This is a genomic window from Burkholderia crassaminum, from assembly GCF_964265005.1.
Classification (GTDB): Bacteria; Pseudomonadota; Gammaproteobacteria; order Burkholderiales; family Burkholderiaceae; genus Burkholderia.
On the sequence record NZ_OZ183799.1, the window covers coordinates 1,642,333 to 1,665,033 of the forward strand.

Consider the following 22,701-nt stretch of genomic DNA (forward strand, 5'->3'; position numbering starts at 1 on the left):
TCGCCGTCATGCGCGGGCGCCGCCACCCGGCACGCGGCGGCGCAGGCTTGTCCTGCGCCGCCGTTTTTTCAATGACCACACAAGGGCCGCGCAGCGTCGCCCAGACGGCGCGCGCGTATTCCGCATGAGCGATCAAACGCAAGCCACTTCCGGGCGGCGCGGCGAACGGCAGGCCCACGCGTCGCAGTTCGACCTGCTGCGCGAGCGCCGTTTCGCGCCGTTCTTCACGACCCAGTTCCTCGGCGCGCTGAACGACAACGTCTTCAAGATCGGCTTCACGTCGCTCGTCACCTATCACACCGCGCGGTTCGCCGGTGTCGATGCGAAGACGGCGGCCTTCCTGATTTCCGCAATCTTCATCCTGCCGTTCGTGCTGTTCTCGGCGACGTCCGGCCAGATCGCCGACAAATACGACAAGGCGACCCTCACGCGTTTCGTGAAGACCTTCGAGATCGGGCTGATGCTGGTCGGCGCGGCCGGCTTCGTCACGCACAGCGCGCCGCTGCTGTATCTGTGTACGTTCATGATGGGGATGCACTCGACGCTGTTCGGGCCCGTCAAGTATTCGTACCTGCCGCAACATCTCGGCGAGCATGAGCTGGTCGGCGGCAACGGCCTCGTCGAGATGGGCACGTTCATCGCGATCCTGATCGGCACGATCATCGGTGGCGCGGCGGCGGGCATCGAAGGCGCCGGCGAGCGCGTGCTCGCGGTGAGCGTCGTCGTGATCGCGCTCGCGGGGCGGCTCGTCGCGCAGCGCGTGCCCTCCACGCCGGCGCCGCAGCCCGATCTCGTGATCAACTGGAATCCGGTCAGCGAGACCTGGCGCAACCTCGGGCTCGCACGCCAGAACCGCACCGTGTTCCTGAGCCTGCTCGGCATTTCGTGGCTGTGGTTCGTCGGCGCGACGTTCCTCACGTCGTTCTTCAATTTCGCGAAGGACGTGCTGTCCGCGAGCCCCGACGTCGTCACGATCCTGCTCGCGACGTTCTCGGTCGGTATCGGCCTCGGTTCGCTGCTGTGCGAACGGCTGTCGCAGCGGCGCGTCGAGATCGGCCTCGTGCCGCTCGGCTCGATCGGCATCAGCGTGTTCGCGATCGAGCTGTATTTCGCGAGCCACGCGCTGCCGTCGCCCGGCCATTTGCTGTCGGTCGGCGAATTCCTGGCCGGCGCGCGCCACTGGCGCATCCTGGCGGACCTGTTCCTGCTCGCGATGTTCGGCGGCTTCTACAGCGTGCCGCTGTACGCGCTGATCCAGAGCCGCAGTGCGCCGACGCACCGCGCGCGGATCATCGCCGCGAACAACATCCTGAACGCGCTGTTCATGATCCTGTCGGCCGTGATGGCGATGGGGCTGACCAAGGCCGGCGTCGACATCCCGGGGCTGTTCCTCGTCACCGCGCTGTTGAACGTCATCGTCGCGGCGTATATCTATCTGCTGGTGCCCGAGTTCCTGCTGCGCTTCGTCGCGTGGGTGCTTGTGCACACCTTCTACCGGATTCGTCTCGTGCACGCGGAGCGGATTCCGGCGGAAGGGGCTGCCGTGCTCGTATGCAACCACGTCAGCTATGTCGATGCGCTCGTGCTGGCTGCGGCGAGCCCGCGCCCGATCCGTTTCGTGATGGATCACCGGATCTTCAAGACACGCTTCGCGAGCTGGGTGTTCCGGCATGCGAAGGCGATCCCGATCGCGCCGCGTCACGAAGATCCCGCGATGCTCGCGCGCGCGTACGACGCCTGCGAGGCCGCGCTGAAGGATGGTGAACTCGTGTGCATATTCCCTGAAGGCAAGTTGACGAAGACGGGCGACATCAACACGTTCCACCACGGCATCATGGAAATCCTGGGCCGCACGCCGGCACCCGTGATTCCGATGGCGCTGCGCGGGCTGTGGGGCAGCTATTTTTCGCGGCATTCCGATGCGCGGATGCCGCGCCCCATCAAGCGCGGCGTGATGAGCCGGCTGACGCTGGCGGTCGGCGAGCCGATCCCGGCGTCGGTCGCGACACCCGAGTCGCTGCAGGCTGCCGTAACCGAACTGCGCGGCGCGCGGAAGTAGGCTGGGCGGGCGCGGCGCGGGTTGCCGATCGCCGCGCCGGGCCGTGACGGCGGTCGCGAATCGGTCACGAGCCGGCCGGCCTCGACCGGAATGGCGCGAGTTGCCGACCGTTGCACCGGGCCATAGCCACGGCCGGGTCGTGTGGTCTGAGCGGTTCACACGGCCCGCGGGCCCGGGACGGCTGGCATAATAGCGGCTTACCTCTTTTTCTCGACCGGCAAACGATCGACCTGCCTGCGGCCCGGGCAGCGCATCGGTTTGCCCATTTCTCTTTGGGCGGTTCCATCATGTCCGGCAATACCCTCGGCACGCTTTTCACTGTCACGACCTTCGGCGAATCGCACGGTCCCGCGATCGGCTGCGTGATCGACGGCTGCCCGCCGGGAATGGGGCTGACCGAAGCCGACATCCAGGTCGAGCTCGATCGCCGCAAGCCCGGCACGTCGCGTCACGTGACGCAGCGGCAGGAGGCTGACGAGGTCGAGATCCTGTCGGGCGTGTTCGAAGGCGTGACGACCGGCACGCCGATCGCGCTGCTGATCCGCAACACCGACCAGCGCAGCAAGGACTACGGCAACATCGTCGAGACGTTCCGTCCCGGCCACGCCGACTACACCTACTGGCAGAAATACGGCATCCGCGACTACCGTGGCGGCGGCCGCTCGTCCGCGCGCCTGACCGCGCCGATCGTCGGCGCGGGTGCGGTCGCAAAGAAGTGGCTGCGCGAGCGCTTCGGCGTCGAGGTGCGCGGTTACATGAGCGGCCTCGGCGAGATCGACGTGCCGTTCGTCGACTGGTCGCACGTGCACGAGAATCCGTTCTTCTCGCCGAATGCGGCGGTCGTGCCGGAGCTCGAGGCGTACATGGATGCGCTGCGCAAGGACGGCGATTCGATCGGCGCCCGCATCGACGTCGTCGCGTCGGGCGTGCCGGTCGGTTGGGGCGAGCCGGTGTTCGACCGTCTCGATGCCGATATCGCGAAGGCGATGATGAGCATCAACGCGGTGAAGGGCGTCGAGATTGGCGCGGGCTTCGACAGCGTCGCCCAGCGCGGCTCGGTGCACGGCGACGAGTTGACGCCAGGCGGGTTCGTCGGCAACCATGCGGGCGGTGTGCTTGGCGGGATTTCGACGGGGCAGGACATCACCGTGTCGATCGCGATCAAGCCGACGTCGAGTATCCGCACGCCGCGCCGTTCGATCACGAAGGCGGGCGACGAAGCGACGGTCGAGACGTTCGGCCGCCACGATCCGTGCGTCGGCATTCGTGCGACGCCGATCGCAGAGTCGATGCTCGCGCTGGTGCTGATCGACCATGCGCTGCGGCATCGCGCGCAGTGCGGGGACGTCGAGACGCCGACGCCGAAGATTGCGGGCAGCGCGACCTGACGCAAGCGGGCGGGGTGCTTCGAGCCTCGCCTCGCCTGACAGACGTGCCGGGAATGCAAAACGGGGCGCTGCCTGAAGCAGCGCCCCGTTTCGTTTGCGGCGGCCCACAAAAACGCGCCGCTCATGGCGGCGCGTTCCGGCTGTTACATGTTCGGGTAATTCGGCCCGCCGCCGCCTTCCGGCGTGACCCACACGATGTTCTGCGTCGGGTCCTTGATGTCGCAGGTCTTGCAGTGCACGCAGTTCTGCGCGTTGATCACGAGGCGATCGCTGCCGTCGTCGTTCTTCACGAATTCATACACGGCTGCCGGGCAGAAACGCCCTTCCGGCCCAGCGTACGTGCGCAGGTTTACGTTCACCGGCACGTTCGCATCCTTCAGCGTCAGGTGCGCCGGCTGATTTTCTTCATGGTTCGTGTTCGAGATGAACACCGACGACAACCGGTCGAACGTCAGCTTGCCGTCCGGCTTCGGGTATTCGATCGGCTGGCATTGCGATGCCGGCTTCAGCATCTCGTGGTCCGCGTGCTTGTGATGCAGCGTCCACGGCACGTTGCCGCCCATCACCTTCTGCTCGAGCCCGACCATCAGCGTGCCGAGGTACAGCCCCTTGGCCATCCACTGCTTGAAGTTGCGCGCACGGTACAGCTCCGTGTACAGCCACGACTGCTTGAAGGCGTCCGGGTACGCGTTGAGTTCGTCCGACTGGCGGCCGGCCTGCACCGCGTCGAACGCGGCGTCGGCCGCCAGCATGCCGGTCTTGATCGCCGCGTGGCTGCCCTTGATCCGCGATGCGTTCAGGAAGCCCGCGTCGTCGCCGATCAGCGCACCGCCCGGGAATACCGTCTTCGGCAGCGACAGCAGCCCGCCCGCCGTAATCGCACGCGCGCCGTATGACACGCGCTTGCCGCCTTCCAGGAACGCGCGGATCGACGGGTGCGTCTTGTAGCGCTGGAATTCCTCGAACGGCGACAGGTACGGGTTCGTATAGCCGAGGCCGACCACGAAGCCGACCACGACCTGGTTGTTGTCCATGTGATACAGGAACGAGCCGCCGTACGTATCCGACTTCAGCGGCCAGCCGGCCGTGTGGATCACGAGGCCCGGCTTGTGCTTCGCGGGATCGATTTCCCACAGTTCCTTGATGCCGATCCCGTAAGCTTGCGGCTCGGCGTTCGCGTCGAGCTTGAACTTCGAGATCAGCTGACGGCCGAGGTGGCCACGGCAGCCTTCGGCGAACAGCGTGTACTTCGCGTGCAGCTCCATGCCGAGCTGGAAGTTCTCGGTCGGCTCGCCGTCCTTGCCCACGCCCATGTTGCCGGTCGCGACGCCCTTGACCGAGCCGTCGTCGTTGTACAGGATCTCGGCGGCCGGGAAGCCGGGGAAGATCTCGACGCCCAGCGCCTCGGCCTGTGCCCCGAGCCAGCGCGTGACGTTGCCCAGCGAAATCACGTAGTTGCCGTGGTTCTGGAAGTTGGCGGGCAGCGCCCAGTTCGGCGTCGTGACCGCGCTTTTCTCGGACAGGAACAGGAAGCGGTCTTCCGTCACCTCGACGTCGAGCGGCGCGCCGCGTTCCTTCCAGTCGGGGAACAGTTCGTTGATCGCGCGCGGATCCATCACCGCGCCCGACAGGATGTGTGCGCCGATCTCGGAACCCTTCTCGAGCACGCACACGCCGATCTCGGTGCCTTTCTCGGCGGCCAGCTGCTTGAGCCGGATCGCCGCCGACAGCCCGGCGGGGCCGCCGCCGACGATCACGACGTCGTATTCCATCGATTCGCGCGGGCCGTATTGCTCGATGAGGCTTGCGGGGGTCATTGGCGTTCCTCTAACCGTTAGAATGCTTTTATTCGGGAGCGTATTGTCTGCGAAACGAAACGCTTGCCGCAACAGCATGCGGCTAGATTAGCACGATCGTTCTATTTTTGTGCTAGGGTAATGCCGCTCGGGCCGTGCTGCCCGTGGCGGCGAAACGACATCGAAAGGGGATGTGCAAATGGGTCGGTCGATCAATCTGGAAGGCAAGGTTGCGTTGGTCACGGGTGCGTCGAGCGGCCTGGGGCAGCGCTTTGCGCAGGTGCTGTCGCAGGCCGGTGCGAAGGTCGTGCTTGCGAGCCGTCGCGTCGAGCGACTGAAGGAGTTGCGTGCCGAGATCGAGGCGGCGGGCGGTGCCGCGCACGTCGTTTCGCTCGACGTCACCGACGTCCAGAGCATCAAGGCGGCGGTCGCGCACGCGGAGACGGAGGCCGGCACGATCGACATCCTCGTGAACAATTCGGGCGTCTCGACGATGCAGAAGCTCGTCGACGTGACGCCGGCCGATTTCGAGTTCGTATTCGACACCAACACGCGCGGCGCGTTTTTCGTCGCGCAGGAAGTCGCGAAGCGGATGATCATGCGCGCGAACGGCAGCGGCAACGGCAAGCCGCCGTGCCGGATCATCAACATCGCGTCGGTGGCCGGGCTGCGCGTGTTTCCGCAGATCGGGCTGTACGCGATGAGCAAGGCCGCGGTCGTGCAGATGACGCGCGCGATGGCGCTCGAATGGGGGCGCCACGGGATCAACGTCAACGCGATCTGTCCGGGTTATATCGATACCGAAATCAATCATTACCTGTGGGAAACCGAGCAGGGCCAGAAGCTGCAGTCGATGCTGCCGCGCCGGCGCGTCGGCAAGCCGCAGGATCTCGACGGGCTGTTGTTGCTGCTCGCGGCCGACGAGTCGCAGTTCATCAATGGCTCGATTATCTCCGCCGACGACGGCTTCGGCCTCGCCTGAGCGGATGACATTCAGCAACAAAGAAGACTGCAATGAGCGCAACAAGCGATTACTCCCCCGTATTTGAGATGTCGATGCCGATCCGCTGGGGCGACATGGACGCGTTCGGCCATGTAAACAACACGGTCTATTTCCGCTACATGGAGCAGGCGCGGATCTCGTGGTTCGAGGAACTCGGCATTGCCGGCGGCAATGGCGAAGGGCAGGGGCCCGTTATCGTCACGGCGTCGATGGAATTCCTCAAGCAACTGCATTATCCGGGCGACGTGATCGCGAAGATGACGGCCGCCAAACCCGGCCGAAGCAGCTTCGACACCGGTTTCGAGCTTACACGCGCGGACGATCCGCAGCACGTCTATGCGCGCGGCAAGGCGCGCTGCGTGTGGGTCGACTACGCGCTCGGCAAGTCGGTGCCGCTGCCTCAGCTGCTGCGCGACACGATCGAGCGCGCGCTCGCGACGAAGGTCGGCTGAGCGCCGATACGGCGAGGCCGGCGCCAGGTCGCCGGCGGCACGCCATGCCCGTTGTTTCCCGAATCGGCCGCCATGCGCGGCCGATTGTCATCCGGAAGCCGCCATTCACTGCCCGAGCAGGCGCTGCAGCAGCTCCGGCGTATTGTTGGTCCCGTACTTGCGCATCAGTCGCGCGCGGTAGATGTCGACCGTGCGCGAGCTGATGCCGAGCACGCGCCCGATCTGCTTGCTGGTCTTGCCGGTTGCAAGCTGCGCGGCGATCTCGCGCTCGCGCGGGGTCAGTTCGACGGCGACCCGGCGCGTCGCACTCAAATCCTCGAAGGTCCAGACACCCGCCGCGAGCGGCGCGGTGCGATCGAGCGCGCGGCCGGTGACGTGGCACCAGAACAGTTCGCCGTCCGCGCGTTTCATGATTCTGTCATCCGAGTAGATGCCGTTCGCGGCCATCACGCGCGCGATACGTTCGCCGATTCGCTGGAATTCGTCCGTCGACGGGTAGAGCACCACGTACGATTTTCCGATCAGGTCGGCCTGCACGCAGCGGAAGATCGACGCGAGCGCGTCGTTGCAGTCCTCGATCACGCGGTCGCGCGACAGCACGAGGCCGAGCGGCGCGAGGTGGAAGGCGGTCTGGTAATCGAGAGCGGGCATGGCGCAGGCAAGCGGAGGCAAACGCTTATGTATTTTTGCGTATTGTGCCGCATCCGCGCCGCATCGTACCCTTTCAGGCATCTCGTGGCGGTTTGCCGCGGTATAAAAACAGCGCGCCTCGACGCAGGCATCGCCGTGCATGCATAGAATGATGCGGCGGGCTTGCGGGCCACGTGGGCGCGTGAACCGGTTTCGCTGGTTTCCATAGAGGAAGGGACAACAGATGAACAAAGTCTATCCAAGCGCGGCTGCTGCGCTGGAAGGGATCGTCCGTGACGGGCAGACCTTCGCGGTGGGCGGCTTCGGCCTGTGCGGGATTCCGGAGGCGCTGATCGCGGCGTTGCGCGATTCGGCCGTCAAGGGCATCACCTGCATCAGCAACAACGCGGGCGTCGACGGCTTCGGCCTCGGCCTGTTGCTGGAAACGCGCCAGGTCAAGAAGATGATCTCGTCGTACGTCGGCGAGAACAAGGAGTTCGAGCGCCAGTACCTGGCCGGCGAACTCGAACTCGAATTCACGCCGCAAGGCACGCTCGCCGAAAAGCTGCGCGCGGGCGGCGCGGGCATCCCGGCGTTCTTCACGAACACGGGTTACGGCACCGTGATCGCGGAAGGCAAGGAAACGCGCCAGTTCGGCGATCGCCACTACGTGCTCGAGCCGTCGCTGACGGCCGATGTCGCGCTCGTGAAGGCCTGGAAGGCCGACAAGTCGGGCAACCTGATCTTTCGCCGCACCGCGCGCAATTTCAACCCGATGTGCGCGATGGCCGGCAAGATCACCGTCGCGGAGGTCGAGGAGATCGTCGAGAACGGCGAGCTCGATCCGGACCACATCCACACGCCGGGGATTTTCGTGCAGCGCATCGTGCTGAACCCGACGCCCGAAAAACGCATCGAACAACGCGTCGTACGCGCGAAAGGAGACTGACATGGCCTGGAATCGTGACCAGATGGCCGCGCGCGCGGCGAAGGAACTGCAGGACGGCTTCTACGTGAACCTCGGCATCGGCCTGCCGACGCTCGTCGCGAACCACGTGCCGGAAGGTGTCGAGGTGTGGCTGCAGTCGGAGAACGGCCTGCTCGGCATCGGCCCGTCGCCGACCGAAGACGAAGTCGACGCCGATCTCATCAACGCCGGCAAGCAGACCGTCACGACGCTGCCGGGCTCGTCGATCTTCTCGTCGGCCGATTCGTTCGCGATGATCCGCGGCGGCCACATCAACCTCGCGATCCTCGGTGCGATGCAGGTCAGCAAGCAGGGCGACCTCGCGAACTGGATGATCCCCGGCAAGATGATCAAGGGGATGGGCGGCGCGATGGATCTCGTCGCCGGCGTGAAGCGGGTCGTCGTGCTGATGGAGCATGTCGCGAAGGGCGATCAGCACAAGATCCTCGAGGAATGCAACCTGCCGTTGACGGGTGTCGGCGTGGTCGACCTGATCATCACCGATCTCGGCGTGATCGAAGTGACGCCGTCCGGCCTGAAGGTCCTCGAACTCGCCGATGGCGTGAGCGCCGACGAGATCCAGGCGAAGACGGGCGCGCCGCTCGACGTCAGCGCGGTCGCCTGAGTTTTTTCATGTCGATTCGCCCCGCGTACCGTCAGGTATGCGGGGCGTTTTTGTTGGTGGCATGCACGACCGGCCGCGTCAGACGGCGATCCGTAACGAGTCGACGCGTTGTCCGTCGGTGGGCGTGCCGTCGCCGGGCGAACCCAATTGCAGCGCATGAAACAGGAAACGTTGCAACGTGACTGCCGCCGACGTGCGATCGCCGGCGTCCACGCGGCTGAACAGCCCGAAATCCGCGGCGGGCGGCACGGGCAACCCGGCGGCCTGCGGATCGAGTGCGCGCATCGTGTCGCGACGCACGTTCCAGTCGAGCAGCACCGCGACGCCGAGGCCTGCCTCGACCGCCGACTGGATGGCGGACAGGCTCGTGCTGGTGCAGATGACGCGCCATGAACGGCCGGCGTCGCGCAACGCCGCGAACAGCTTTTCCTGCCACGGGCACGTGCCGCCGAACGCGACGATCGGCACCGGTTCGTTGCGCGGGAGCCGGTTGGTGGTGCCCGCGGCGGCCCAGCGCAGCGGATGCTGCCACGTTGCGAGCGGCTCGGCCCGGATCAGCGCGGGGTCGCCGATCACGAAGTCGAGCGCATGGGTCGAGAGTCGCTGCGACAGCACGGGGCTCGTATCGACGACGATCTCGAGTGCGACGTTCGGAAATGACGCCGCGAACTGTCGCAACGCGTGCGGCAGATGGCCGACGGCGATGTCCTCGAGGATGCCGAGCCGTACGGTGCCCGAGATGTCGCCCGCGGCGAGCGCAGCGCGGGCGGCGAGTCCGACGCCGAGCAGCTTGTGCGCATAGGGCAGCAGCACGTTGCCCGCGGCCGTCGGCGTGACGCCGCGCGGCGAGCGTTCGAGCAGGCGCTGGCCGACTTCATCTTCGAGCCGTCGCAGCGCCATGCTGACGGCAGCCTGCGTGCGATGCAGCGCCGTTGCCGCCGCGCTGACGCTGCCGGTTTCGACCACCGTGACGAACGTGCGCAGCAGCGTGCTGTCGAGATCGCGGGTCATCAATTTTCCTGATGCGGGCATAAGAATTATCAGCTTATAACAAGCATGCGGCCGCGGTTAGCATCGGCGTGTCACTGAACCGGAGCGGTTGCATGAGCGAGGAATCGAGTACGGTACGACCGGATGTCGCGCAGCGTGCGGCGTCACCATTCGCGAATGCGGTCGCGCCGCTGCTGGCCGTCGCGTCGATGTGCAGCGTGCAACTTGGCGCGGCGCTGTCGAGGCCGGCGACGATCGAGTACGGCACCGTCAGCACGACCTGGCTGCGGCTCTGTTTCGCCGCGTTCGCGCTGGCCGTCGTCGTCCGGCCGCCACTCCGTACCTACTCCCGGCAGCGCTGGATCGCGGCCATCGCGCTCGGCACCGCGATGGCCGTGATGACGCTGTGCTTCTTCGAAGCCGTGCGTCGCGTGCCGCTCGGGCTCGCGGTGGCCATCAACTTTCTTGGGCCGCTGGCGGTTGCCACTGTCGGCGTGCGCAAGCCGGCGATGCTGGCATGGCCGGCCCTTGCGCTGGCGGGCGTGCTGTTGCTGGCGCGGCAGGACGGTATGTGGGTGACGGCGCCGGCCGCGCTGATCTTTCCGGTCGGCTCGGCGCTTGGCTGGGCTGCCTATATCCTGTTGATGAAGCGTGTCGGCATGCTGTTCGACGGGCTGCAGGGGCTGTCCGCGTCGCTGTTCGTGGCCGCGCTCGTCACGACGCCGTTCGGGCTTGCGCAAAGCGGCGGCCACCTGCCGGCCGGGCAACTGGTCGATGCCGCGTATCTGGCGGTGCTCGTCCCGCTGTTCCCTTACGTGCTCGAACTGATTGCGTTGCGGCGGATGAGCGCGTCGGCGTTCGGCATCCTGATGAGCGCCGAGCCCGCGATCGCTGCGGGGATCGGCTTCGTCGTGCTGGCGCAGCCGATGAGCGCGCTGCAGATCGCCGGCACGCTGTGCGTGGTCGGCGCGAGCATCGGCGCGGTCACGCGGAAATAGCCGTGCTTGCCCGGCCATGACAATGACAGGCCGGCGCACGAGGGCGCGTTCGCGGCACCGTTGCCGCGGCCGCGGGATCGGCCGGACGGTAGCCGGCTGAACACGGAACACCGCGCCCGGCCCGCACGGGCACGCGTGACATTTCATTGGCGCTCGCACGAGCCGCAAGCCCGCAAGGGTGGTCAGGCGACTCGTGATCCGGAACGGGTTTACAATCGGTCGCATCCCCCGGCTGCCCTGGCGGGCCGGGCCTGCGCATGCCATCGCGCCGCACCGTTCGACAGGACGCCACCGATGCCCACTTCCCCCGTGAACTCCCCGATTCCCCGCCAGCGGCGCGTGCAGTGTGCGAGCGCGGCCGGCCTTCATCACGTCGCCTATACCGAGTGGGGCGATCCCGCCAACTCGCGCGTGCTGGTTTGCGTGCATGGCCTGACCCGCTCCGGGCGCGATTTCGACAGGCTCGCCGCCGCGCTGTCCGATACGTATCGGGTCGTCTGCCCCGATGTCGTCGGGCGCGGCCAATCGGACTGGCTGGCCGATCCGCGGCTCTATGCGATTCCGCAATACGTGGCCGACATGGTGACGCTGATTGCCCGGCTCGACGTCGAGTCGGTCGACTGGTTCGGCACGTCGATGGGCGGCCTGATCGGCATGGCGTTCGCGGGGCTGCCCGGTTCCCCGCTGCGCCGGATGATCGTCAACGACGTTGGCCCCCGCATCGAACCCGATTCGCTGACGCGCATCGGTGAATATCTCGGCGTGCAGCCGCGCTTTGCGACCAAACAGGAGGGCATCGACTATCTGACGTCGCTGTCGCTGCCGTTCGGTGCGCTGACCGCCGACGAGTGGCGCGAGATCAACGGGCCGCTGCTGCGCGAACTGCCCGAAGGTGGCTGGACGATCCGCTACGATCCGCGCATCGCCGAACCGTTCAAGGCAACGACGCCCGAGTTGGCCGCGCTCGGCGAGGCCGCGCTGTGGCACGCCATCGAGACGACGAACGCGTCGCTGCTCGTCGTGCGAGGCGAGACGTCCGACCTGTTGTCGCGCGAGACGGTGGCCGACATGACGCGTCGCGGCCGGCATGTCACGCACGCCGAGATTCCCGGGGCGGGCCACGCGCCGGCGTTCATCGATGCAGGCCAGATTGCGCTCGCGCGGCGGTTTTTCGTCGAAGGCGGCGCATAAACGCGTCATAATATGCGGTTCGGCGGCACGCGGGCCGTGCCGTCGCCCGAATCTTCATCCACTCACGACCGGAACATTCCATGGCAGTCATTCGTCACCACGTCGGGGCCCGTCTCTCCGAAACCGCGATCCACAACGGTACCGTGTATCTGGCCGGCCAGATCGCCGAAGACACCACGCAGGACATCAAGGGCCAGACGCGCGAAGTGCTCGGCCATATCGACCGTCTGCTTGCCGAAGCGAACAGCGACAAGGCACATCTGCTGTCGGTGCAGATCTACATCTCGGATCTGGCGAACTTCGACGGCATGAACGCGGAGTGGGACGCGTGGGTCGCGCAGGGCAACACGCCGCCGCGCGCCACCGTCGAGGCGAAGCTCGCGGATCCGGCGCTGCTCGTCGAGATCGTGGTCGTCGCCGCGCAGCGGAGCTGAACCGAACGTAACCCGACGATGATCGCATTCCGCCAGGCCGAGCAATGACCGAGTCCGTTTCCGCTTCCTCCGTCGCGGCACCGTCGTTCGACGACGTGCTCGCGTTCGTGCGCGAGCGGGCCGGCGACGCGCGCCTGTCGTCGGGCGAACTGCTCGCCGATCACTCTGCAGGCACGGCGTCGATCATGCGCACGCTGAACGTCGATCCGAGCGCGATGCAGGCGGCCGCGCTGTTCGTGCTGACGCCGCACCTGAGCGACCCCGAGCGCGAACTCACCGAGCGTTTCGGCGACGAAGTGGCGCGGCTCGTGTCCGACGTGCGCAAGCTGTTGCGGCTCGGCACCGTCAGCCTGCGTGCCGCGCAAAACGCGGTGCCCGACGCGGGGCGCGACACGGCGGAAGAGCGGCGTACGCAGATCGAGGCGCTGCGCAAGATGCTGCTTGCGTTCGCGCAAGACATCCGCGTGGTGCTGATCCGGCTTGCGTCACGCTTGCAGTCGCTGCGCTACTACGCGGCCGCGAAGATCGACCCGCCGCCCGACGTCGCGCGCGAGACACTCGAGATCTATGCGCCGCTCGCGAACCGTCTCGGTATCTGGCAACTGAAGTGGGAACTCGAGGATCTCGCGTTCCGCTTCGAGGATCCCGTCACCTACAAGCGGATCGCGAAACTGCTCGATGAGAAGCGTATCGAGCGCGAGGCGTACGTCACGCAGGCGATCGATCGGTTGCAGCAGGAGCTGGCGGACGCGAGCATCCAGGCCGACGTGAGCGGCCGGCCGAAGCATATCTACAGCATCTGGCGCAAGATGCGCGGCAAGGAACTCGATTTCTCCGAGCTGTACGACGTACGCGCGTTTCGCGTGATTGTGCCGGACATCAAGGATTGCTACGCGGTGCTTGGTATCGTGCATCACCTGTGGCAGCCGGTGCCGAAGGAATTCGACGACTACATCTCGCGGCCGAAGCCGAACGGCTACAAGTCGCTGCATACGGTCGTGATCGGCGACGACGGCCGCGCGTTCGAAGTGCAGATCCGCACGCACGAGATGCACCGTTTCGCCGAATATGGCGTCGCTGCGCACTGGCGCTACAAGGAGGCCGGCGCGCGCGGTTATGGCGGCCAGTTCTCGGCGAGCGACAAGTACGACGAGAAGATTGCGTGGCTGCGGCAGTTGCTCGCATGGAAAGATGATGTCGAGGACGGCGCGGAAAAGTCGGGCGACAAGGCGTGGGCGCAATTGCGCGAGACGTCGCTCGACGACGACCATATCTACGTGCTGACGCCGCAGGCGCGCGTGATTGCATTGCCGCAGGGCGCGACGCCGGTCGATTTCGCGTACCACCTGCACAGCGAACTGGGTCATCGCTGCCGTGGCGCGCGCGTCGACGGCGCGATGGTGCCGCTCAACACGCCGCTCGCAAACGGCCAGACGGTCGAGATCGTCGCGGTGAAGGAGGGCGGGCCGTCGCGCGACTGGCTGAACCTGCAGCTCGGCTATATGAAGAGCCCGCGTGCGCGTCAGAAGGTGCGTGCATGGTTCAACTCGATCGAGCAGGAAGAAAACGTCGCGCATGGCCGCGCGCTCGTCGAAAAGACGCTGCAACGCGAGGGCAAGACGTCGGTCAACCTGGACAACCTTGCCGCGAAGCTCGGCTTCAAGTCGCCCGAGGAGCTGTTCTCGGTCGTCGGCAAGGAAGAGTTCAGCCTGCGCAATGTCGAACACGCGTTGTCCGATGCGCCACCGCCCGAACCGGCGCCCGAAGCGCCGGCCGATTTCGAGAAGCGCAGCAGCGGCGCGAGCGTGGCGCACGGCGCGTCGACCGGCGTGCTGGTCGTGGGTGTCGACGCGCTGCTGACCCAGCTCGCGCGCTGCTGCCGTCCGGCGCCGCCCGATCCGATCAGCGGTTTCGTCACGCGCGGCAAGGGGATGTCGATTCACCGCACCGATTGCCCGACGTTCCGCCGGATGGTCGAGCGCGCGCCGGAGCGCGTGCTGCAGACGACCTGGTCGGCCGACGTGCTCGGCGGGCGCGGTGCGTCCGTCTATCCGGTCGACCTGATGATCGAGGCGAGCGACCGGCAGGGGTTGCTGCGCGATATCTCCGAAGTGTTTGCGCGCGAGAAGATGAACGTGGTGGGCGTGAAGACGCAGAGCCGCCGCAACGCGGCATTCATGCAGTTCACCGTCGAGGTGACGAACTCGGCGCAGGTGCAGCGCGCCTGCACGCTGCTCGGCGAAGTGCAGGGCGTCGTGCGGGCGGGGCGGAAGGCGTGATGGGGTTCGAACACCGTTATTTTGCTGCGACCGCATAAAAATACTTGCCAAGCAGGTAACGGCTCCATATAATCTTAGCTTCACTAGGCTCGTAGCTCAGCTGGTTAGAGCACCACCTTGACATGGTGGGGGTCGTTGGTTCGAGTCCAATCGAGCCTACCAACGAATTGAGAATGCCCGGTCCCCGGGTGTTCGATGCAGTAGATAACTCAACGCGAACAAGGCGAATACGGTTATGACACCGCGAACGTTGACCGAAACCTTTTCGGAGCGACGCTAGTCGAGGAACCCTTTCGCCCTTTCAGTTTGAGTGAAGTATCGAATGCGGCCCCTCGAAAGCGGGGCCGCATTTTTTTTGTCGCGAAATTTTCCCGCGCGATTCTTATATCGCGTACCTGGTCTGCCGCCCACTGTCGGCATCACGGAGATTGCTATGGTTTCGATACGCTTGCCTGACGGCTCAGTTCGACAATACGAGCATCCGGTGACAGTTGCCGAGGTTGCAGCCTCGATCGGTCCCGGCCTTGCGAAGGCTGCGCTTGGTGGCAAGCTCGATGGCGAACTCGTTGATACGTCCACGGTGATCGACCGCGACGCTTCGCTCGCGATCGTCACGGACAAGGATGCCGACGGCCTCGACATCATCCGTCACTCGACGGCGCACTTGCTCGCGTACGCGGTGAAGGAACTGTATCCGGACGCGCAGGTGACGATCGGCCCGGTGATCGACAACGGCTTCTATTACGACTTCTCGTACAACCGTCCGTTTACGCCTGAAGATCTGGAGAAGATCGAAAAGCGCATGCAGGAGCTTGTGAAGAAGGACGAGCCCGTGACGCGCCGTGTCGTGTCGCGCGACGAAGCGGCGGGCTACTTCCGCAGCATCGGCGAGAAGTACAAGGCCGAGATCATCGAATCGATTCCGCAAAGCGACGAAATCAAGCTGTACTCGCACGGCGGCTTCACCGATCTGTGCCGCGGCCCGCACGTGCCGTCCACCGGCAAGATGAAGGTCTTCAAGCTGATGAAGGTCGCGGGCGCGTACTGGCGCGGCGATTCGAAGAACGAGCAGCTGCAGCGCATCTACGGCACCGCCTGGACGAAGAAGGAAGACCAGGACCAGTACCTGCACATGCTCGAGGAAGCGGAAAAGCGCGACCACCGCAAGCTCGGCAAGCAACTCGACCTGTTCCACATGCAGGAAGAATCGCCGGGCATGGTGTTCTGGCATCCGAAGGGCTGGGCGCTGTGGCAGCAGGTCGAGCAGTACATGCGCCGCCGCGTGAACGAAGCCGGCTACCTCGAGATCAAGACGCCGATGATCATGGACCGCTCGCTGTGGGAGGCGTCGGGCCACTGGCAGAACTATCGCGAGAACATGTTCACGACGGAGTCGGAGAAGCGCGACTACGCGATCAAGCCGATGAACTGCCCGGGTCACGTCCAGGTGTTCAAGCACGGCCTGCGCTCGTACCGCGACCTGCCGCTGCGTTACGCGGAATTCGGCTCGTGCCATCGCAACGAGGCGTCGGGCGCGCTGCACGGCCTGATGCGCGTGCGCGGCTTCGTGCAGGACGATGCACACATCTTCTGTACGGAAGACCAGTTCATCTCGGAATCGATCGCGTTCAACACGCTGGCCATGAGCGTGTACAAGGACTTCGGTTTCGATCACATCGACATCAAGTTGTCGCTGCGTCCCGAGCAGCGCGCGGGCACGGACGAGACCTGGGATCGTGCCGAGCAGGGCCTGCGCGACGCGCTGACCGCCTGCGGCCTCACGTGGGAAGAGTTGCCGGGTGAAGGCGCGTTCTACGGCCCGAAGATCGAGTACCACATCAAGGATGCGCTCGGCCGTTCGTGGCAGTGCGGCACGCTGCAGCTCGACATGGTGCTGCCGGAGCGCCTCGGCGCCGAGTATGTCGCGGATGACAGCAGTCGCCGTCGGCCGGTGATGCTGCACCGTGCGATCGTCGGTTCGATGGAGCGTTTCCTCGGCATTTTGATCGAGCACCACGCCGGTGCAATGCCAGCCTGGCTCGCGCCGTTCCAGGCAGTTGTGCTCAATATCGCCGAAAGTCAGGCCGAATATGCGCAATCTCTGGCCCAATCGTTGCAAAAACAAGGGGTTAGAGTGGCGGCAGATTTGCGCAATGAGAAGATTAGCTATAAAATACGCGAGCACACGCTGGAAAAGGTGCCTTATCTCCTCGTCGTGGGTGATAAGGAGCGTGATGCGCAAACGGTAGCCGTGCGTGCCCGTGGCGGCGTCGATCTTGGCGTGATGCCGGTCGATGCCTTCGTTGAGCGTCTGCAGGAAGACCTGCGCTCGTTCAAGTAACCGCCCTGGCAGCGCGGCTCGTTTTTTTAATTTTTAGAGGAAACGTAACATCGCTACTGATAAGTCGTCGCATCGCATCAACGGTGAAATCACTGCGCCGGAAGTGCGTCTGGTCGGGATCGAGAACGAACCGCTCGGTATCGTAAAACTCGCTGATGCTTTCCGTAAATCGGAAGAACTGGATGTTGACCTGGTGGAAATCGCGCCGCAAGCGGTTCCCCCGGTTTGCCGTCTGATGGATTACGGCAAGTTCAAGTACCAGGAATCGAAGAAGCAGCACGAAGCGAAGCTGAAGCAGAAGGTCATCCAGGTCAAGGAAGTCAAGTTCCGCCCGGGTACCGATGACGGGGATTACAACGTCAAGCTCCGCAATCTCGTGCGCTTCCTCGAAGAAGGCGACAAGACGAAGATCACGTTGCGTTTCCGCGGTCGCGAAATGGCTCACCAGGAAATCGGTATGCGGATGCTTGAGCGTCTGCGCACGGATCTCGAGGAAGTCGGCCAGGTCGAGCAGATGCCGAAGATGGAAGGGCGCCAGATGATCATGGTGCTCTCGCCGAAGAAAAAGAAGTAACGGGCCCGCGCGCTTCGCGCGCAGGTTCGGAAGTGGTTCGGCGCGTTGCCCGGTCAGGGCGGCGTGCCAACAATGACGGCGGCTGCGCAAGCGGATCGCCGTACACAAGTGGACTGGGTTTCGAAGGGCGGGTCAAGGGCGCAAGCCAACCGCACACCCATCGCCATCTAATAAACTGGAGTTGTCGTCATGCCGAAGATGAAGACCAAGAAGAGTGCTGCAAAGCGCTTCGTGGTGCGTCCGGGCGGTACCGTCAAGCGCGGTCAGGCCTTCAAGCGCCACATCCTGACCAAGAAAACCACGAAGAACAAGCGTCACCTGCGCGGCGCAACGGCAGTTCATGATTCCGATCTGAACTCCGTCCGCGCAATGCTGCCGTTCGCGTAACCCCTCAACAGATACTCACAGGAGAGAAACATGCCTCGAGTCAAACGTGGGGTAACCGCACGGGCCCGCCACAAGAAGATCATCAACCTGGCCAAGGGTTATCGCGGCCGCCGCAATAACGTCTACCGCATCGCCAAGCAGGCGGTGATGCGCGCTGGTCAGTACGCGTACCGCGATCGCCGCAACAAGAAGCGTGTGTTCCGCGCATTGTGGATCACGCGTATCAACGCGGCAGTTCGCCAGCACGACATGACCTACAGCGTGTTCATCAACGGCCTGAAGAAGGCGTCGATCGAACTCGACCGTAAGGTGCTGGCCGACATGGCGGTGTTCGACAAGGCTGCTTTTGCTGCGATCGTCAAGCAGGTGAAAGCCGCCGTTGCAGCCTAATTGCGAAATTAGCACTGCGTGGTTAGCTGCAGCGATGATCCGGTAGTTTCGGCCGCTGCAGCGAAAACGGGGCTCTTCCGAGCCCCTTTTTTGTTTGGTGGAGCAGTTTCGCTCGCCAAGACCGAATGACGTTGGAAATGATGGGATCTATGGATCTGGACCAGATTGTCGCCGACGCGCAGCAGTCCTTCGAACAGGCTGCCGACATCACCACGCTCGAAAACGAGAAAGCACGATTTCTCGGCAAGTCGGGTGCGCTGACCGAGTTGCTGAAGGGCCTCGGCAAGCTCGATCCCGAAACACGCAAGACCGAAGGCGCACGCATCAACGTCGCGAAGCAGCAGGTTGAAGCCGCGCTGACCGCCCGTCGTCAGGCACTGGCCGACGCGCTGCTGAACCAGCGCCTCACTGCCGAAGCGATCGACGTCACGTTGCCGGGCCGCGGCGCCGGTGCAGGTAGCCTGCACCCCGTGATGCGCACGTGGGAGCGTGTCGAACAGATTTTCGGCTCGATCGGTTTCGATGTGGCCGACGGCCCCGAAATCGAGACCGACTGGTACAACTTCACGTCGCTGAACAGCCCGGAGAACCATCCGGCGCGTTCGATGCAGGACACCTTCTACGTCGAAGGCAAGGATGCCGACGGCCGCCAGCTGCTGCTGCGCACGCACACGAGCCCGATGCAGGTGCGTTACGCGCGCATGAACCGTCCGCCGATCAAGGTGATCGCGCCGGGCCGCACGTATCGCGTCGACAGCGACGCGACCCACTCGCCGATGTTCAATCAGGTCGAGGGGCTGTGGATCGACGAAAACATCAGCTTCGCCGACCTCAAGGGCGTCTATACCGACTTCCTGAAAAAATTCTTCGAGCGCGACGACATCCTCGTGCGCTTCCGTCCGTCGTACTTCCCGTTCACGGAGCCGTCGGCCGAGATCGACATGATGTTCGAGCAAGGCAAGAACGCCGGCAAGTGGCTCGAGATCTCCGGTTCGGGGCAGGTGCATCCGACCGTGATTCGCAACATGGGCCTCGATCCCGAGCGCTACATCGGCTTCGCGTTCGGCAGCGGCCTCGAGCGCCTGACGATGCTGCGCTACGGCGTCCAGGATCTCCGGCTGTTCTTCGAGAACGACCTGCGTTTCCTGCGCCAGTTCGCGTAACGCCGCGCCGCGCCGACCTGTGCCCGTGCATGCCCCGACGGACGATCCGACGGGGCCCGGGCGTCGATCTAACCTGTTTCGAACGTAGACATCCATGCAATTCCCTGAATCCTGGTTGAGAACCTTTGTCGACCCGCAGCTGACGACCGACGAACTGTCGCACGCGCTGACGATGGCGGGGCTCGAAGTCGAATCGCTGAGCAAGGCTGCGCCGCCGACGTCGAAGATCGTCGTCGGCCGCGTGCTCGAAGTCGTCAAGCATCCGGATGCGGACAAGCTCAATGTCTGCCAGGTCGACGCCGGCACCGGCGCGACGCTGAATATCGTTTGTGGCGCACCGAACGTCGCGCCCGGCATCAAGGTGCCGGTTGCATTGGTCGGCGCGGAACTGCCGCCGGCGGAAGAGGGTGGCAAGCCGTTCGCGATCAAGCTGTCGAAGCTGCGCGGCGTGGAGAGCCAGGGGATGCTGTGCTCGGCGCGCGAGCTGAAGCTGTCCGAGGACCACAGCGGCCTGCTGGTGCTGCCGGAAGACACGCCGGTCGGCCAGGACATCCGCGAGACGCTCAATCTCGACGACACGATCTTCGAAATCAAGCTGACGCCGAACAAGGCCGACTGCCTGTCCGTGTTCGGTATCGCGCGTGAGACGGCCGCGATCACCGGCGCGCCGCTGACGCCGGTCGACATCCGCCCGGTGCGCGTCGAGCTCGACGAAACGCTGCCGGTGCGTATCGCTGCGCCCGATCTGTGCGGCCGCTTCTCGGGTCGCGTGATCCGCGGCGTGAACGCGCATGCGAAAACCCCGCAGTGGATGGTCGAGCGCCTCGAGCGTTCCGGCCAGCGCAGCGTGTCGGCGCTCGTCGACATCTCGAACTATGTGATGTTCGAGCTCGGCCGCCCGTCGCACGTGTTCGATCTCGACAAGATCCACGGCGGTATCGAGGTGCGCTGGGGCAAGCGCGGCGAATCGCTGAAGCTGCTCAATGGCAACACGGTCGAACTCGACGAAACCGTCGGCGTGATTGCGGATGATCGCCATGTCGAAAGCCTGGCCGGCATCATGGGCGGCGACAGCACGGCCGTCACGCTCGATACGACCAACATCTACCTGGAAGCCGCGTTCTGGTGGCCGGACAGCATCCGCGGCCGCGCGCGCAAGTACAACTTCTCGACCGATGCGGCCCATCGCTTCGAGCGCGGCGTCGATTACGCGACGACCGTCGAGCACGTCGAGCGCATCACGCAACTGATTCTCGAGATCTGCGGCGGCAAGGCCGGTCCGGTCGACGATCAGTCCGTGAACCTGCCGCAGCGCGCACCGGTGAAGATGCGCGTGTCGCGCGCGAACCGCATCATCGGCGTGAAGATCAGCGCCGACGAGATCGCCAGCATCTTCACGCGCCTCGCCTTGCCGTTCGAGCGTGAAGACGACGCGTTCCTCGTCACGCCGCCGTCGCATCGCTTCGACATCGAGATCGAGGAAGACCTGATCGAGGAAGTGGCGCGCATCTACGGCTTCGAGAAGATCCCGGCGCGTCCGCCGGTCGCGACGAGCGAAATGCGCGCGACCAACGAGACGCGGCGCTCGATCCACGACATCCGTCACGCGCTCGCCGCGCGCGACTACGCGGAAACCGTCAACTTCAGCTTCGTCGATGCGGAGTGGGAGCAGGATTTCGCGGGCAACGACCATCCGATCCGCCTGCTGAACCCGATCGCGAGCCAGCTGTCGGTGATGCGCACGACGCTGTTCGGCAGCCTGATTTCCGTGCTGCGCCACAACCTGAACCGCCGTGCAGATCGCGTGCGCGTGTTCGAGGCTGGCCGCGTGTTCCTCGCCGATTCGTCGGTGAAGGCCGGCGAGCTGGCGGTCGAAGGTCATGCGCAGCCGAAGCGTGTCGGTGCGCTGGCGTACGGTCCGGCAGTCGACGAGCAGTGGGGCGTCGCTACCCGCGCAGTCGATTTCTTCGACGTGAAGGGCGATCTCGAAGCACTGCTCGCGCCTGCGGCCGCACGCTTCGTGAAGGCAGAGCATCCGGCCCTCCATCCGGGCCGCAGCGCGCGCATCGAAGTCGATGGTCGTGCGGTTGGCTGGATCGGCGAACTGCACCCGCGCCTGATGCAGAAGTACGAGCTGCCGCACGCACCGGTGATGTTCGAGATCGATGCGGACGCGCTGATTGCACGTGCGCTGCCGGCACCGACCGATGTGTCGAAATTCCCGCCGGTGCGTCGCGATATCGCCGTTGTCGTCGATCAGGCGGTCGAGGTTCAGGCACTTTTCGACGAAATGAAGAAGGCGCTTGCCGAAGAGGCCTGCCGATTCGTTCAGAAGGTTGTACTCTTCGACGAATTTCGTGCAAAATCAAATACTTCCGGTGGTCTTGCCGCGCACGAGAAGAGCCTTGCCTTCCGCGTGACGCTGCAGGATGCGGCTGGCACGCTACAGGACGAGGTCGTCGATCAGGCGATCCAGACGCTGGTCGAGCGGATGGCTCGCGTCGGTGCGCGCCTGCGCGGCTAAGGAGGAGGTCCGCCCGCTCGCGGGCGGCCTTTTCCGATCGTAAGTTTTGATTTAACGCGCTGTATGGCAGATATGAACGACATGACCTCGAGTGAATTCGAAGCCCTCCTGACGGCGCAACGCAGCGCCATGAACCGCGACGCTTCGGCGCCGGCGTCCCCCGAGACGCCCACGCTGACGAAGGCGGAGCTGGCGGAGCTGCTGTTCGACAGCGTCGGGCTGAACAAGCGTGAAGCGAAGGACATGGTCGAGGCGTTTTTCGAGGTGATCCGCGACGCGCTCGAAAACGGCGAAAGCGTCAAGCTGTCGGGGTTCGGTAACTTCCAGTTGCGCGACAAGCCGCAGCGACCGGGCCGCAATCCGAAGACGGGCGAGGCGATTCCGATCGCGGCCCGCCGGGTGGTAACCTTCCACGCGAGCCAGAAGCTGAAGGCGCTGGTCGAAAACGGCGCGGAGTAAGCCCCGCGCGCTGACGTCCCGCGCGGCCGCCGCGCACCCTTTACCGACGGT

General features: G+C 64.8%; 20 protein-coding genes and 1 tRNA gene. 18 read left to right on the forward strand and 3 right to left on the reverse strand.

The window, feature by feature from the left end:
* Positions 1–124: 124 nt before the first annotated feature.
* Both ACPTTF_RS07555 and aroC read left to right on the forward strand, forming a co-directional pair.
* A complete protein-coding gene (locus ACPTTF_RS07555) occupies positions 125–2,059 on the forward strand; it encodes an MFS transporter (RefSeq protein WP_166962822.1) in 1,935 nt (644 codons plus the stop codon).
* 287 nt (positions 2,060–2,346) lie between these two features.
* Positions 2,347–3,447 (forward strand): chorismate synthase, encoded by a 1,101-nt coding sequence (gene aroC / locus ACPTTF_RS07560; protein WP_043183141.1) that lies wholly within the window; start codon positions 2,347–2,349, stop codon positions 3,445–3,447.
* A gap of 143 nt (positions 3,448–3,590) precedes the next feature.
* Here aroC and ACPTTF_RS07565 read toward each other — a convergent pair whose 3' ends face one another.
* A complete protein-coding gene (locus ACPTTF_RS07565; RefSeq protein ID WP_423370774.1) occupies positions 3,591–5,264 on the reverse strand; it encodes an electron transfer flavoprotein-ubiquinone oxidoreductase in 1,674 nt (557 codons plus the stop codon).
* 178 nt (positions 5,265–5,442) lie between these two features.
* Here ACPTTF_RS07565 and ACPTTF_RS07570 point away from each other — a divergent pair, with 178 nt between their 5' ends.
* Positions 5,443–6,225, forward strand: coding sequence for an SDR family oxidoreductase (locus ACPTTF_RS07570; protein WP_011351770.1), 783 nt, complete (start codon positions 5,443–5,445; stop codon positions 6,223–6,225).
* Between the two features lie 32 nt (positions 6,226–6,257).
* The gene (locus ACPTTF_RS07575; protein WP_423370775.1) at positions 6,258–6,698 is read left to right on the forward strand and encodes an acyl-CoA thioesterase; all 441 of its coding nucleotides are present in this window, start codon (positions 6,258–6,260) and stop codon (positions 6,696–6,698) included.
* A gap of 105 nt (positions 6,699–6,803) precedes the next feature.
* Here ACPTTF_RS07575 and ACPTTF_RS07580 read toward each other — a convergent pair whose 3' ends face one another.
* Positions 6,804–7,349, reverse strand: a complete 546-nt coding sequence (locus tag ACPTTF_RS07580) for a LuxR C-terminal-related transcriptional regulator (protein ID WP_423370776.1) — start codon at positions 7,347–7,349, stop codon at positions 6,804–6,806.
* Between the two features lie 223 nt (positions 7,350–7,572).
* Here ACPTTF_RS07580 and ACPTTF_RS07585 point away from each other — a divergent pair, with 223 nt between their 5' ends.
* Both ACPTTF_RS07585 and ACPTTF_RS07590 read left to right on the forward strand, forming a co-directional pair.
* Complete coding sequence (locus ACPTTF_RS07585) at positions 7,573–8,277, forward strand: CoA transferase subunit A (protein ID WP_423370777.1); 705 nt, start codon at positions 7,573–7,575, stop codon at positions 8,275–8,277.
* Between the two features lies 1 nt (position 8,278).
* Positions 8,279–8,920, forward strand: coding sequence for a CoA transferase subunit B (locus tag ACPTTF_RS07590; protein ID WP_021162427.1), 642 nt, complete (start codon positions 8,279–8,281; stop codon positions 8,918–8,920).
* A gap of 78 nt (positions 8,921–8,998) precedes the next feature.
* Here ACPTTF_RS07590 and ACPTTF_RS07595 read toward each other — a convergent pair whose 3' ends face one another.
* Complete coding sequence (locus ACPTTF_RS07595; RefSeq protein ID WP_423370778.1) at positions 8,999–9,931, reverse strand: LysR family transcriptional regulator; 933 nt, start codon at positions 9,929–9,931, stop codon at positions 8,999–9,001.
* 92 nt (positions 9,932–10,023) lie between these two features.
* Here ACPTTF_RS07595 and ACPTTF_RS07600 point away from each other — a divergent pair, with 92 nt between their 5' ends.
* From ACPTTF_RS07600 to ACPTTF_RS07655, 12 genes are all read left to right on the forward strand, one after another.
* Positions 10,024–10,908 carry an EamA family transporter gene (locus ACPTTF_RS07600; RefSeq protein WP_423370779.1) on the forward strand — a complete coding sequence of 295 codons (885 nt, stop codon included), beginning with the start codon at positions 10,024–10,026 and terminating at the stop codon, positions 10,906–10,908.
* A 294-nt stretch (positions 10,909–11,202) separates the two neighbouring features.
* Positions 11,203–12,099, forward strand: a complete 897-nt coding sequence (locus ACPTTF_RS07605) for an alpha/beta fold hydrolase (RefSeq protein ID WP_423370780.1) — start codon at positions 11,203–11,205, stop codon at positions 12,097–12,099.
* 80 nt (positions 12,100–12,179) lie between these two features.
* Positions 12,180–12,533, forward strand: coding sequence for a RidA family protein (locus ACPTTF_RS07610; RefSeq protein ID WP_021162422.1), 354 nt, complete (start codon positions 12,180–12,182; stop codon positions 12,531–12,533).
* 44 nt (positions 12,534–12,577) lie between these two features.
* Complete coding sequence (locus tag ACPTTF_RS07615) at positions 12,578–14,812, forward strand: RelA/SpoT family protein (RefSeq protein WP_423370781.1); 2,235 nt, start codon at positions 12,578–12,580, stop codon at positions 14,810–14,812.
* 85 nt (positions 14,813–14,897) lie between these two features.
* Positions 14,898–14,974 (forward strand) — tRNA-Val (locus ACPTTF_RS07620).
* Positions 14,975–15,245: 271 nt separating this feature from the next.
* Positions 15,246–17,153, forward strand: a complete 1,908-nt coding sequence (gene thrS / locus ACPTTF_RS07625) for a threonine--tRNA ligase (RefSeq protein ID WP_423370782.1) — start codon at positions 15,246–15,248, stop codon at positions 17,151–17,153.
* Between the two features lie 49 nt (positions 17,154–17,202).
* Positions 17,203–17,727, forward strand: coding sequence for a translation initiation factor IF-3 (gene infC, locus ACPTTF_RS07630; RefSeq protein WP_071734130.1), 525 nt, complete (start codon positions 17,203–17,205; stop codon positions 17,725–17,727).
* 189 nt (positions 17,728–17,916) lie between these two features.
* The gene (gene rpmI, locus ACPTTF_RS07635; RefSeq protein ID WP_004191477.1) at positions 17,917–18,114 is read left to right on the forward strand and encodes a 50S ribosomal protein L35; all 198 of its coding nucleotides are present in this window, start codon (positions 17,917–17,919) and stop codon (positions 18,112–18,114) included.
* A gap of 30 nt (positions 18,115–18,144) precedes the next feature.
* A complete protein-coding gene (gene rplT, locus ACPTTF_RS07640) occupies positions 18,145–18,504 on the forward strand; it encodes a 50S ribosomal protein L20 (RefSeq protein ID WP_004192938.1) in 360 nt (119 codons plus the stop codon).
* 149 nt (positions 18,505–18,653) lie between these two features.
* Complete coding sequence (gene pheS, locus ACPTTF_RS07645; RefSeq protein ID WP_423370783.1) at positions 18,654–19,667, forward strand: phenylalanine--tRNA ligase subunit alpha; 1,014 nt, start codon at positions 18,654–18,656, stop codon at positions 19,665–19,667.
* A gap of 94 nt (positions 19,668–19,761) precedes the next feature.
* Positions 19,762–22,191 carry a phenylalanine--tRNA ligase subunit beta gene (pheT, locus tag ACPTTF_RS07650; protein ID WP_423370784.1) on the forward strand — a complete coding sequence of 810 codons (2,430 nt, stop codon included), beginning with the start codon at positions 19,762–19,764 and terminating at the stop codon, positions 22,189–22,191.
* Positions 22,192–22,263: 72 nt separating this feature from the next.
* Positions 22,264–22,650: an integration host factor subunit alpha gene (locus ACPTTF_RS07655; RefSeq protein WP_034190156.1), complete on the forward strand. Its 387-nt coding sequence runs from the start codon at positions 22,264–22,266 to the stop codon at positions 22,648–22,650.
* Positions 22,651–22,701 lie beyond the last annotated feature (51 nt).